At 72.3% G+C, this 12,912-nt stretch carries 9 protein-coding genes; 1 reads left to right on the forward strand and 8 read right to left on the reverse strand.

Translation table 11 applies throughout. The features are described 5' to 3' along the window. Positions 1-132: 132 nt before the first annotated feature. Both SSPS47_RS09725 and holA read right to left on the reverse strand, forming a co-directional pair. On the reverse strand, positions 133-1,341 hold the full coding sequence (locus SSPS47_RS09725; protein ID WP_203558051.1) for an IS701 family transposase: 1,209 nt from the start codon (positions 1,339-1,341) through the stop codon (positions 133-135). Positions 1,342-1,470: 129 nt separating this feature from the next. After that, on the reverse strand, positions 1,471-2,466 hold the full coding sequence (gene holA / locus SSPS47_RS09730; RefSeq protein WP_164250277.1) for a DNA polymerase III subunit delta: 996 nt from the start codon (positions 2,464-2,466) through the stop codon (positions 1,471-1,473). Between the two features lie 57 nt (positions 2,467-2,523). Between holA and SSPS47_RS09735 the strand changes: the two genes are divergently transcribed. After that, positions 2,524-2,778, forward strand: coding sequence for a hypothetical protein (locus tag SSPS47_RS09735; RefSeq protein ID WP_147872998.1), 255 nt, complete (start codon positions 2,524-2,526; stop codon positions 2,776-2,778). Positions 2,779-2,785: 7 nt separating this feature from the next. Here the strand turns inward: SSPS47_RS09735 and SSPS47_RS09740 are convergent, their stop codons facing one another. The 6 genes from SSPS47_RS09740 to leuS all read right to left on the reverse strand — a co-directional run bounded on the left by SSPS47_RS09740 (position 2,786) and on the right by leuS (position 12,465). Continuing rightward, a complete protein-coding gene (locus SSPS47_RS09740; protein ID WP_164250279.1) occupies positions 2,786-3,631 on the reverse strand; it encodes an arylamine N-acetyltransferase in 846 nt (281 codons plus the stop codon). 96 nt (positions 3,632-3,727) lie between these two features. Continuing rightward, positions 3,728-6,244: a ComEC/Rec2 family competence protein gene (locus SSPS47_RS09745; protein ID WP_164250281.1), complete on the reverse strand. Its 2,517-nt coding sequence runs from the start codon at positions 6,242-6,244 to the stop codon at positions 3,728-3,730. After that, a complete protein-coding gene (locus SSPS47_RS36170) occupies positions 6,241-6,903 on the reverse strand; it encodes a ComEA family DNA-binding protein (RefSeq protein ID WP_343234871.1) in 663 nt (220 codons plus the stop codon). Before SSPS47_RS36170 ends, SSPS47_RS09745 begins: the two co-directional genes overlap by 4 nt. 581 nt (positions 6,904-7,484) lie before the next feature. After that, positions 7,485-8,330 (reverse strand): DegV family protein, encoded by an 846-nt coding sequence (locus tag SSPS47_RS09755; RefSeq protein WP_164250285.1) that lies wholly within the window; start codon positions 8,328-8,330, stop codon positions 7,485-7,487. Between the two features lie 234 nt (positions 8,331-8,564). Further along, the gene (locus SSPS47_RS09760) at positions 8,565-9,380 is read right to left on the reverse strand and encodes a hypothetical protein (RefSeq protein WP_164254478.1); all 816 of its coding nucleotides are present in this window, start codon (positions 9,378-9,380) and stop codon (positions 8,565-8,567) included. A 184-nt stretch (positions 9,381-9,564) separates the two neighbouring features. Beyond that, entirely contained in the window at positions 9,565-12,465 is a 2,901-nt protein-coding gene (leuS, locus tag SSPS47_RS09765) for a leucine--tRNA ligase (protein ID WP_164250287.1), read from the reverse strand. Positions 12,466-12,912: the final 447 nt, after the last annotated feature.

The following is a 12,912-nucleotide window of genomic DNA, read 5'->3' on the forward strand; positions in this document are numbered from 1 at the left end:
GATCCGCCGGACAGGACCTAGTAGTGCTTGGTCATGTTGGTGCGGGATCGGGCATGTCGCGGTGACAGGTGGGGCAGGCGCCGGTCCAGATCACGAGGAGTAATTGCAGCTCGCGGACGACTCGGTAGAGGCTCAGGCCGACGCCGTCTCTTTTGGGGATCTGTTCAGTCGCTGGAGGGTGCAGAAGGCGTGGGCGACCGAGACGAGGGTGACGTGGTGGTGCCAGCCTGGCCAGGTGCGGCCTTCGAAGTGGGCCAGGCCCAGAGCCTGTTTCATCTCGCGGTAGTCGTTCTCGATGCGCCAGCGGAGCTTCGCGGTGCGCACGAGGACGGGCAACGGGGTGGTTGCGGGCAGGTTGGAGAGCCAGAACTGCACGGGCTCGTCCTGGTCGGCGGGCCACTCCGCCAGCAGCCAGCGGACCGGAAGCACGCTGCCTGGTGCGGCCTTGCGGATCTCGCGCCCGGCGGGCCGGATCCGCAGGGCCACGAAGCGGGAGTACATGCGTTTGTGCCCGCTGCGGCCGCTGCCCGGCCGTGATCCCTCCCTCCACTGCACCGGCCGCGCGGAAGATTTGCCGGCCGCGATGACCAGGCTCTTCACCTGCTGGGCCGGCTCGGGGTAGGCCGGAACCGGATGGGGGCCGCGGCCGGAGCAGGCCGGGATGCATGGCTGTGCGTCCTCAGGTTGTGCGGTGGTTGTGGTCGAGATGCCCACCACGTAGTCGAGTCCGCGTGTCTCCAGGCCGAGCCGGAAGGCGGCGGTGTCACCGTAGCCGCCGTCGGCGATGACCTGGGGCACCTCGATGCCCCAGGACCGCGTCTCGTCGATCATGTCGAGGGCCAGCTGCCACTTCTCGACATGCCCCACCTGGGCAGGGATGGCGCACTTACCGCGGCGGGCCACTTTGACCGGATCGGCCTTCGGCGAGGCGGGATCCCAGCTCCCGGGCAGGAACAGGCGCCAGTTCACCGCCGCCGAGGCTCCGTTGGAAGCCAGGTGGAGCGAGACTCCGGCCTGGCAGTTGGTGACCTTGCCCGCGGTACCGGTGTACTGCCTGCTGACGCATGCCGAGGCGTCCCCGTCCTTGAGGAACCCGGTGTCGTCGATGACCAGCGCGGTGGGTTTGATGACCGGCTGCATGCGCCAGGCCAGCCGGGCCCGCACATGCGCCGCATCCCACGGGCTGGAAGTGACGAAGTGGGCCAGCGCCTGCCGGTTACCGTCCTCGCCCAGGCGGGCGGCCATCGGCTCCACCGACTTACGCCCGCCGTCCAGCAGCAGGCCCCGCAGATAGACCCCGCCCCACCGCCGCTGATCCGCCCGCGCGAACGGCTCGAACATCTCCGCCGCGAAGTCCTCCAGATCACACCGGACCGCAGCCAACTCCTCACTCAGCACACCCGGTCAACGACACGACCGATCAAGAAGACACGCCATCACGGATCGCACATGACCAAGCCCTACTAGGACCTAACGGCCGGCGCGGGCCGCGCGGGCCGCGCGGGCGATGGTGACGACCGCCTTCTCCAGCGCGTACTCGGGGTCGGCGCCGCCGCCCTTGACTCCTTCGTCGGCCTCCGCGACCGCGCGCAGCGCCGTCGCCACCGCGTCCGGGGTCCAGCCCCGCATCTGCTGGCGCACCTTGTCGATCTTCCACGGCGGCATGCCCAGCTCACGGGCGAGGTCCGCGGGCCGGCCGCCGCGCGCCGACGACAGCTTGCCGATGGCGCGCACGCCCTGCGCGAGGGCGCTGGTGATCAGTACGGGTGCGACGCCGGTCGACAGCGACCAGCGCAGGGCTTCGAGCGCGTCGGCCGCGCGGCCCTCCACGGCCCGGTCGGCGACGGTGAAGCTGGATGCCTCGGCACGGCCCGTGTAGTAGCGGGCGACGACGGCGTCGTCGATCGCGCCCTCGACGTCGGCGACGAGCTGGGACACCGCGCTCGCCAGCTCCCGCAGATCGCTGCCGATCGAGTCGACCAGCGCCTGGCACGCCTCGGGCGTGGCCGAGCGCCCCAGCGCGCGGAACTCCGACCGTACGAAGCCCAGCCGCTCGGCGGGCTTGGTCGTCTTCGCGCACGGCACCTCACGCGCGCCGGCCTTGCGGGCCGCGTCCAGCAGTGCCTTGCCCTTGGGCCCGCCCGCGTGCAGCAGGACGAGGGTGATCTCCTCGGCCGGTGCGTCGAGGTACGCCCTGACGTCCTTGACCGTGTCCGCCGAGAGATCGTGCGCGTTCCGTACGACGACGACCTTGCGCTCCGCGAACAGCGACGGGCTCGTCAGCTCGGCGAGGGTCCCCGGCTGGAGCTGGTCGGAGGGGAGGTCGCGCACGTCGGTGTCCGGGTCGGCGGCGCGGGCCGCCGCCACGACCTGCTGGACGGCGCGGTCCAGCAGCAGGTCCTCCTGGCCCACGGCGAGCGTGAGAGGGGCGAGCGGATCGTCTTGGGAAGTCTTCCTGGTGGCCATCGCGGTCCAGCATCCCACGGCCCACCGACAGCGCCCCGCGTACGGGAGAATGACCGGGTGAGCGATGTTCGACATGTACTGGTGCTGCCCGACCGCGACGCCGCCGAGGAGGTCGCGGGCGAACTCGCCGACCGCTTCGGCGTGCTGGAGGAGCCCCAGCTCGTACGCGACGCCCTGGCCGGCGAGGACGACGCCGAGGACGCGCAGTGGCTGGTCGTGATCGAGGACGCACGATCCCGCCTGGACCCCACCGCACTGGACGCCTTCGCGGCCGAGTACGAGGGGTGGCTCGAAACCCCGGCCGAGGGCTGAGGGGCCCTCAACCGCAGATACCGGACGTCCAGCTGCGGCCCTCTCTCCTTCCTTCGGTCCTGACGCGCGGCACCTGGTCCAGGTTCAGCCCGAAGTGCTCCCGGTAGGCGGCCAGGATCTCGGCGTCCCCCTCCAGTGGCCGCTCGGCGCGCTCGCCGGCCGCGGTGGTGATGAGGATGCTGCCGCTGAGCGTGATCCGGCCGTCGGCGGTGTTCCGGGAACAGACCAGCGACCGGGTGAAATGGGAGTCCGGCGACGTCCGGTGGTACCAGGCCCCGGCGGTGAAGTCGGCCAGCGCGCGCGGCCGTCGGTCGACCCGGAACTGGGGCTTGCCGTCCCGTACGACGTCGACGTCCCCGTCCGGGCCCGCCACGATCCGGAACGTACCGGCCGGGTCCTCCTGGTCACCGCGCTCGTCGTAGGCCAGGGGATGGGCGCTGTGATTCCCGAAGCCGACGTCGGCGAACCAGCGGTCCGTGTCGCGTCCCGACCCGGCCGGCGCGGGCGTCTCGACGAGGAGCGTCATGTGGTCGTAGGGGATCCCCAGCCTCCCGTCCGCCGTGAACACCCGGGCCTGAAGGAGCGTCACCCGGAAACCGAGCCCACGCAGCAACACCGCGAAGGCGCCGTTGAGTTCGTAGCAGAATCCTCCCCTCCTCCTGTCCACGACCTTGGCCGCCAGCGCCCCCTCCTCAAGGACGATCTCCTCGCCCAGATGCACGGACAGGTTCTCGAACGGCACGGTCCGCAAGTGCCGCACCTGAAGGTCCCGCAGTGCCGCGGCGTCCGGTACGGCGGGCCGGTCGGCGCCGATCCGGCGCAGATAGTCAGAGATGGTCCCAGACGTGTCCATGACCTCAGTCTGTCCCTGCGGCCCCTTTCCCACCATGCGTCGTTCGTCCTGGTCCGAAGGACCGGGACCGCGCGACGACCCGCATCCTTCGTCGGGTCATCCCGGCCCGCGCGCCACGGCCCGCAGCCCCTCACCCGCACCCGCCACCGCGACGGCGCCGTCGGTGTCGGTCCGCATCACCACCGCTCCCCCGGCCCGCAGCGCACCCACCGTGCGCGGCGACGGATGGCCGTACGGGTTGTCCTTGCCGCAGGAGATCAGGGCCAGCCGGGGCCGCACCGTACGCAGCAGTCCGTGATCCTGGAAGGCCGAACCGTGGTGGGCGACCTTCAGCACATCCACCGGTGGCAGCGTCGGATGGTCCCTCGACAGGCCCTGCTGCGCGGGCGGTTCGAGATCACCGAGCAGCAGCAGCGTCGTACCGCCCGCCGTCCGGACGAACAGGGTGACGCTGGCGTCGTTCGGCCCGCCCGCTCGCAGCCCCGGCCCCGCCCTCGGCCACAGCACCCGCCAGTCGAGCGGCCCGACACGGCGCCGCTCCCCCGGTGCCGCCCGCACCAGCGGAACGTCCGCGGCCTCCGCCGTCCGCCGTACGAACGCGCTCTGCTCCCACGGCTCCTGAAGGGTCGTCGTCTGGATGGCACCGACCCTCCTGCCACGCAGCACCCCGGGCAGCCCGGTGACATGGTCGGCATGGAAGTGACTGATCACGAGCAGCGGTACGCGGGTGATCCCGAGGTCCCGCAGACAGCGGTCCGCCAGCTTCGGATCGGGACCGGCGTCCACGACCACTCCCGCGCCCTCACCGGCCGCGAGCACCATCGTGTCGCCCTGGCCGACGTCGCACATCGCCAGTGCCCAGCCCGGCGGCGGCCAGCCGGTGACCATCCGGGTGAAGGGAGCCGGCCGCAGGACCGCCAGCAGCAGAAGCACCACGCAGCCGGCGGCGACCCATGGGCCGCGTATCCGCCGTACCGCGAGTACGACGAGGACGGTGACGAGCGCCAGCAGCGCCCCGCCCCGCCAGCCGCCCGGCCATTCGATCGCGGCTCCCGGCAGCGAGGCGCCGGTGCGGGCGACGGAGGCGATCCATTCGACGGGCCAGCCCGCGCACCGGGCCAGCAGCTCGGCCACCGGCATCGCCACCGGCGCCGTGGCGAGCGCCGCGAACCCGAGCACCGTCGCGGGCGCCACGGCCAGTTCGGCGAACAGGTTGCAGGGGATCGCGACGAGGCTGACCCGCGCGGCGAACACCGCCACCACCGGTGCGCAGACGGCCTGCGCCGACGCGGCCGCCGCCAGTACCTCGGCGAGCCTGGGCGGCACCCCGCGCCGCTGCATCGCCGCACTCCAGCGCGGCCCGATGGTGAGCAGCGCGCCCGTGGCGAACACGGACAGGACGAAGCCGAAGCTGCGCGCCAGGGACGGGTCCCAGAGGACGAGGAGCAGTACGGCGGTGGCCAGCGCCGGGATCAGCGATCTGCGCCGGCCGGTGCCGATGGCGAGCAGGGTGATCAGTCCGCAGGCCGCTGCCCGCAGCACGCTCGGCTCCGGCCGGCAGACCACCACGAAGGCGAGCGTGAGCGCCCCGCCGCACACGGCGGTCGACCGCAGCGAGATCCCCAGACGTGGTGCGAGTCCGCGCCGCTCGGCTCTCAGAGCGAGCCCCGGAGGGCCGATGAGCAGGGCGAGGACGATCGTGAGATTGCTTCCGGAGACGGCGAGCAGATGGGAGAGGTCGGTCGCGGTGAACGCGTCGTGCAGCTCGGGCGGGATACGGGACACGTCCCCGACGACCAGTCCGGGCAGCAGGGCACGGGCGTCCGCCGAAAGCCCGTCCGTCGCCTCCCGCAGCCCCGCGCGCAGATCGCCGGCCGTGCGCTGCGGACCGGTCGGCCCGCGTACGACCCGCGGTGGCCCGCCCCCCTCCACCCGTAGCACCGCCGCGTACCGCTCGTCCCCCTCCGTCGGCGGCGCGAGCAGCCCGGCCAGCCGGAGCCCGGTGGAGGGCAGCAGTCGCTGCCACGCCTCGGCTCGTGACTCGCCCCCGGCCTGGGCGAAGACGAGCACAGGCGTACGGAGAGTGGTGACGGCTCCGTCCGCGGACCTCAGGCGCGTGAGGTCCGCGTCCAGGACGAGACCGGCCGCCGAGAGCGTGTCGCCCCGGACCCTCGGTCTGGTGAGGCGCGGGTCGGAGGTGACCGTCAGGTCGACGGTGACGCGTGCGTACCGCTCGGCCAGTCCCGGCACCGGGCCCCGGTGCCGGTCGGCGCCGTGCAGCCAGGCGGACCCCGCCCCGGCCGCCGCGCAGAGCAGCGCGGCGGCGACCGCGACACCGTTCACCCGCCGCCGCACGCCGCTCGGCCCGGTACGCGCCCGGCTCCCCCGCCGTATCGGCACGAGAGCCGCCCGCACCAGGAGCACGCCCGCGAGGGCCGACCCGGCCAGCACCGCGCCGGCGGTCCAGCCCCCCGGCGCGCCGGTCGCCAGGGCCGCGGCGGCCCAGGCCGCCAGCGCGGGCGGAACGAGTCGCAGATCGGCCGGGCCCTCCTGTTGGGGGTCCGCGGCACCCAACGGGTGCCCCGCAGCGACGTGTACGGCCGCGCGGGTCACGGCCGTACACGGGGCTCGATGTCGGCGAACCGGCGCTCGCCGATCCCGTTCACCTCGCGCAGCTCGTCAACGGACCGGTAACCGCCGTGCTCGGTGCGGTAGTCGATGATGTGCTGCGCGAGCACCGGGCCGACGCCGGGCAGTGTGTCGAGCTGTTCCATGGTGGCCGTGCTCAGGCTCACCGGCGCCCCGGCGGGACCCGGGCCGCCGACGCCCGGCCCGGCCGCTCCCCCGCCCGGCGCGACCTGTCCGGGCGGCGCCGGGAGGCCCACGACCACCTGTTCGCCGTCCACCAGCACGCGCGCCCGGTTGAGCCCGGTCAGGTCGGCGCCGGGCTTGACTCCCCCGGCGGCCCGGAGCGCGTCGGTGACCCTCGACCCGGCGGGCAGCCGGTGGACGCCGGGGCTGCGCACCTTGCCGCTGACATCGATGACCACACGCTTGGCCGGCGACGCGGCGGCCGGTGGCGGTGGCCCCGGTGACGGTTGCGGCTCCCGCGCGGAGCCGGTCGCGGCCACCTCCTCGCGGACCGTCTCCGGCGCGCTGACCGGCTGGGGCCTGCCGGACCAGAAGTGCTGGGCCGCCAGGACCGCGGCGACGACCAGCACCACCGTCAGGGCGGCCAGGGTCTTCGGCTCCAGCCCGCATCTCAGCTGCACCCACACCGGTAACCGGTCCCGTAGAGCGAGCCACGCCCGCTCACGCCGCCCGCCCGGCGGCGCCACGACGCCACCACCCGCCGCCCCGGCCGGAGTTGGTGGCGGAGCCGAGACCGAAGCCGGAGCTGGGGCCGGACCTGGAGTTGGAGCCGGAGCTGGCGCCGCAACCGGCGGACTCGCTCCCACCATGGCGGCCGTCCGCGCCGCGCCCGCGTCGGCGAGCCCCCCGGCCGCGGGAGCCCCACCGCCCGACGCGACGGCGAACAGGGCGTCGGCGCGGCGGCGCGACGCGGCGGGCGCCGGCGCCGTCCCCACGCGCCGGTGGCGCGGGCGCGGCGCGGAGGAGGAACGGCGGGCCCGGCCGTCGGACATCGAGGGTCGGCCGGGGCCACTGGTCACGGTGTGTGATCGAAGAGTCATGCGCCAGACGGTAGGCACTCCCGCCGGATCTCGCCGAGGAGGTCGAATTACCGTGGACAACTCACCAGTTGTGGATAACTCGGCCACCCGAACGAGTGCTTCCGCACCCTCACCGCGGCCCCGACCACACCCACGCCCACGCCCACACCGACAACCCCGCCTCAGCGCGGTGAGACCACAGCCCCCAACAGCCCCGGCCCGGTGTGCGCCCCGATCACCGCGCCCACCTCGCTCACATGCAGCTCCGCGAGACCCGGCACCCGCTCCCGCAGCCGGTCGGCGAGGGCGGCGGCCCGTTCGGGCGCCGCGAGATGGTGCACCGCGATGTCGACCTGACCGGTGCCGGCCCGGTCCGCGACGATCTCCTCAAGGCGCGCGATCGCCTTCGACGCGGTGCGTACCTTCTCCAGCAACTCGATCCGGCCGCCGTCCAGTTGGAGCAGCGGCTTCACGGCGAGCGCCGAGCCGAACAGTGCCTGCGCGGCGCCGATACGGCCACCGCGCCGCAGGTAGTCGAGCGTGTCGACGTAGAAGTACGCGTACGTTCCGGCGGCCCGCTTCTCGGCCGCCGCCACCGCCTCGTCGAGCGAGCCGTCCGACTCCGCCGCCTCCGCCGCCGCCAGGGCGCAGAAGCCGAGGGCCATCGCCACCATGCCGGTGTCCACGACCCGTACCGGCACAGGCGCCTCGCGTGCGGCGAGGACGGCCGCGTCGTACGTGCCGGAGAACTCCGCCGACAGGTGCAGCGAGACGATGCCCGTCGCACCGGCCTCGGCGGCGGCCCGGTAGGCGGCGGCGAACACCTCGGGGCTCGGCCGCGAGGTGGTCACGGAGCGCCGTTTCTGCAGCGCGAGGGCGAGCGATCTGGCCGAGATCTCGGTGCCCTCTTCGAGTGCCCGGTCACCCAGCACCACGGTCAGCGGCACCGCGGTGATGCCATGGCGTTCCATCGCCTGCGGCGGCAGGTAGGCCGTTGAATCGGTGACGATCGCGACATGGCGGGACATGAGCGGGAGGTTACCCGCCGCGACCACCGGTCGGGAGCCCGGCCCCGCCTCGCCGAGCGAATTCGAAGAGGTCACCATCGGCTTCCGCCCTCTTCCTTGCTTCGACGTGCCCGATGCTTCGACGTGTCCGATCCCGGCGGGTCCATTCCGCTGACGGCCCGCCACCCGCCATGCGTGTGCCCCGCCCGGGCACCCGCAACCACCGCCCGCCGGCGGAGAACCGACACGGAGCGGTCAGTTCGTCGTCTCCGGCCGCGCCGACTTCTCCTGCCACGGGTAGGTCGTCTGCCGGGGGTCCGGCGGATCGATCGCCTGCGGCCTCTCGGCGGCCGGCGTCGGCGCGGGCCATGTCTGGTCGGCGAGCGTGGGCTCCACGCCCTCCGGTCGCGCCGTGCGCCCGCCGGGCTGCCCGGTCTGCTCCGGGGCGGACGCCTCCGGCTCCGGCCACTCCATCGGCTGCGGTCCCACCTGCCCCGCCTGCGTGTTCCGCCCCGCGTCCGGCTCCACCGCGGACCAGTGCCGCAGCGCGCCCGACTCGACGTCGATCTGCTCGCTCAGGAGCGTCAGCTCGTCCTCGGAGAACTTCCGCGCCCGGTCCCTGGCCGCCCAGCGCAGCGAATCGGCCGACTTGGTGATCCGTTCCGTACGGTCCCGCAGCTCGGGAAGGCGCCGCGAGAGCGTCGCCCGGTCCGGGTCCCGCTCCAGCCGCCTCAGCTCGTCGTCCAGCTCGCGCCCGTACACACTCAGCCGCTGGAAGAGGTGCAGCGACTCCGACAGCGAGGCGTCCTCCGCCTCGTTCGCCCGGAGCGCCTCCTGGGTGGCGCGCATGGACGTGCGCAGCGAGAGCCGGAGCTGGGCCAGCTCGGCCGTGACCCCGGTCTGTCCGAGGCTCTTGGCTCTCAGGGTGGTGTCCTCGACGGTCCGGCGGGCCTGCGTGATCGTACGGTCCACGCCTCGCTTCGCCGCGCGGACCGCCTTGACGCTCACGTACACGCCCAGGGCCACGAATGCGACAAAGAGCAGCGCCACGATCAAAAGCACGGCCTCCATCATGGATGCCTCTCCGGTGTCGACGTCGGTACCTCAACGGTAAACGGAACGGGCAGCCTGAGGGTTCCGCCCGAACCCCCAAACTGCCCGTAAGGGAAAGCCCTGTGCCCGCACCCGGCCGGCCCGAACCCCGCATAGCCCCTCGAAGCCCGGGTCACCGCGGGCACCACTTACCCCCGCGCGATCACGCGGGCACGATGTTGACCAGCTTCGGCGCCCGCACGATCACCTTGCGGATCCCCGCGCCGCCCAGCGCCGCGACCACCGCGGCGTCGCCCAGCGCCAGCGCCTCCAGGTCCGCGTCCGAGATTGACGGGGAGACCTCCAGCCGCGCCTTGACCTTGCCCTTGATCTGTACGACGCAGGTGACGGACTCGTCCACCACGTACGCCGGATCGGCGGCCGGGAACGCCTCGTGCACGACCGAGCCGGTGTGCCCGAGCTTGCGCCACAGCTCCTCGGCGACGTGCGGCGCCAGCGGCGCCACCAGCAGGACCAGGCGCTCCGCGACCGAGCGGGCGATCGGCGCGCCCCTCTTGGTCAGATGGTTGTTCAGCTCGGTGATCTTGGCGATGGCGGTGTTGAAGCGCAGCGCGGCCATGTCCTGGCCGACGCCGTCGATCGCCTTGTGCAGGGCGCGCAGCGTCGTCACGTCGATGTCGGCGTCCGGGACGTCGAGGACCGTGACCTCTCCGGTCGCCTCGTCCACGACATTGCGCCACAGCCGCTGCAGCAGCCGGTACTGGCCCACCACCGCGCGGGTGTCCCAGGGCCGTGAGACGTCCAGCGGGCCCATGGCCATCTCGTACAGCCGCAGGGTGTCGGCGCCGTACTCCGCGAAGATCTCGTCCGGAGTGACCGCGTTCTTCAGGGACTTGCCCATCTTGCCCAGCAGCTTGCTGACCTTCTCGCCGCGGTACCAGTGGCCGTCCTCGCGCTCCTCGACCTCGGCCGCCTCGACGGCGATGCCGCGGCTGTCGCGGTAGACGAACGCCTGGATCATGCCCTGGTTGTACAGCTTGTGGAACGGCTCCACCGACGAGACGTGGCCCAGGTCGAACAGCACCTTGGACCAGAAGCGCGCGTACAGCAGGTGCAGCACGGCGTGCTCGGCGCCGCCCACGTACAGGTCGACACCGCCGTGCGGCATGCCCTCGCGGGGGCCCATCCAGTACTGCTCGACGGTGGGGTCGACCAGCTCCCGTGTGTTGTGCGGGTCCAGGTAGCGCAGCTCGTACCAGCACGAACCGGCCCAGTTCGGCATGGTGTTGGTCTCACGGCGGTAGCGCCGTACGCCCCTGCCGTCGCCCAGGTCCAGTTCGACGAAGACCCAGTCCTCGTTGCGCGACAGCGGTGTCTCGGGGCGGGTGTCCGCGTCGTCCGGGTCGAACGTGCGCGGCGAGTAGTCGTCGACCTCGGGCAGCGCCAGCGGCAGCATCGACTCGGGCAGCGCGTGCGCGATGCCGTCCTCGTCGTAGACGACGGGGAACGGCTCGCCCCAGTAGCGCTGCCGGCTGAACAGCCAGTCGCGCAGCCGGAAGTTGACGGTTCCCTCGCCGATACCCTCGGTGACCAGCCATTCGGTGATCTTCGCCTTGGCATCGACGACGCCCAGACCGTCCAGGGTGACGGCGGGGGCCGACGAGTTGACGATCTTCGCGTCGTACGCGACGAAGGCGTCGTCCCACTCCGCGGGGTCGGTGCCCCGGCCGTCCTCCGGTTCCACGACGCAGCGCATCGACAGTTCGAAAGCGCGTGCAAACGCGAAGTCGCGACTGTCGTGGGCAGGCACGGCCATGATCGCGCCGGTGCCGTATCCCATCAGGACGTAGTCCGCGATGAAGACCGGGATCCGCTCGCCGTTGGCCGGATTGGTGGCATAGCCACCGGTGAAGACGCCGGTCTTGTCCTTGGCCTCGGCCTGCCGCTCGACGTCGGACTTGGACGCGGCCTGCTTGCGGTACGCGTCGACGGCGTCGGCGGGCGTCGCGTGACCGCCCGTCCACACGTCGTGCGTGCCCTCGGGCCAGGCGGCCGGGACGATCTTCTCGACCAGCTCGTGCTCCGGCGCCAGGACCATGTACGTGGCGCCGAACAGGGTGTCCTGACGGGTCGTGAAGACGGTGATGGCACCCGCGTCACCGACCGGGAAGTCGACGCGCGCGCCTTCGCTGCGCCCGATCCAGTTGCGCTGCTGCTGCTTGATGGCGTCGGGCCAGTCCAGCGCGTCCAGGTCGTCCAGCAGCCGGTCGGCGTAGGCCGTGATGCGCATGTTCCACTGGCGCAGCTTGGACTTGAAGACGGGGAAGTTGCCGCGCTCGGAGCGTCCGTCGGCGGTGACCTCCTCGTTGGCCAGGACGGTGCCGAGGCCCGGACACCAGTTGACGGGGGCGTCGGAGGCGTACGCCAGGCGGTACCCGCCCAGGATGTCGGCGCGCTCGTTCTCGGTCAGCTCGCTCCAGCTCCGGCCGTCCGGCGTCGGGCGCTCGCCGCTCTCGAACCGGGCCACCAGCTCGGTGATCGGACGGGCCCTGTCGGCCTCGGGGTCGTACCAGGAGTTGAAGATCTGTACGAAGATCCACTGCGTCCAGCGGTAGAACTCGGGGTCGATCGTGGCGATCGAGCGCCGCTTGTCGTGCCCCAGGCCCAGTCGGCGCAGCTGCCGCGTCATGTTCTCCATGGCGGCCTCGGTCGACTCCCGGGGGTGGGTGCCGGTGCTGATCGCGTACTGCTCGGCGGGCAGGCCGAAGGCGTCGAAGCCCAGCGTGTGCAGCACGTTGTACCCGCTCATGCGCTGGTGGCGGGCGTAGACGTCGGTGGCGATGTAGCCGAGCGGGTGCCCGACGTGCAGTCCGGTCCCGGAGGGATACGGGAACATGTCCATGACGTACTTCTTGGGACGCCCGACGACGGCCGGGTCACCGGCCAGGTCACCCGTCGGGTTCGGCGCCTCGTAGGTGCCGTCCGTGTCCCAGAAGTCCTGCCAGCGTGCCTCGATGTCGGCGGCCATGGCAGCCGTGTAGCGGTGCGGCGCGGTCGGTGCGGTCGTCTCCGCGCCGGCGGCGGCCGGATTCGTCTCGCTCATGTCCTCTGAAGCTCCATCGATCGTCTCTGCCGCGGGAATGAAAAAACCCCTCACACAGGAGGGGGCAGCCACGCTGATTCCGACCGGATCTGTCATCCGTCGGTACTGATCAGCGCGGCTCGCTAAGCAGAAGGCGTACGGCACGCATGCGAGCAGGGTACCGCAGCGGACAGAGGGCTCGCATGCCGCATTCACGGCGGTACGCGGAGGGCGGCTCGGCGGAGGGAACGGCGATTCGCGACAGCGACGGGGCGTTCGACGGCCATACAGGATCGTTCGAGTCGGAAACAGGCCATTGGCCTCTATGTGATTCATCGAACCTTCGTCGCCCGAGTTACCCCGCGTATCGACCCTATCCGGGGCATCCCCAAGGGCAGTTGACGCATCATCCGCCCGGTAAACCTGCAAACGGCGCACTGCCCGGTATGGAGCGACTTAGCATGCGGC

This window comes from Streptomyces sp. S4.7 (assembly GCF_010384365.1).
Classification (GTDB): domain Bacteria; phylum Actinomycetota; class Actinomycetes; order Streptomycetales; family Streptomycetaceae; genus Streptomyces.

Coding starts and splice junctions, on each gene's coding strand:
- SSPS47_RS09725 (WP_203558051.1), bottom strand. CDS start 1,341: ATGTTCGAGCCGTTCGCGCGGGCGGATCAGCGGCGGTGGGGCGGGGTC.
- holA (WP_164250277.1), bottom strand. CDS start 2,466: ATGGCCACCAGGAAGACTTCCCAAGACGATCCGCTCGCCCCTCTCACG.
- SSPS47_RS09740 (WP_164250279.1), bottom strand. CDS start 3,631: ATGGACACGTCTGGGACCATCTCTGACTATCTGCGCCGGATCGGCGCC.
- SSPS47_RS09755 (WP_164250285.1), bottom strand. CDS start 8,330: ATGTCCCGCCATGTCGCGATCGTCACCGATTCAACGGCCTACCTGCCG.
- SSPS47_RS09760 (WP_164254478.1), bottom strand. CDS start 9,380: ATGGAGGCCGTGCTTTTGATCGTGGCGCTGCTCTTTGTCGCATTCGTG.
- leuS (WP_164250287.1), bottom strand. CDS start 12,465: ATGAGCGAGACGAATCCGGCCGCCGCCGGCGCGGAGACGACCGCACCG.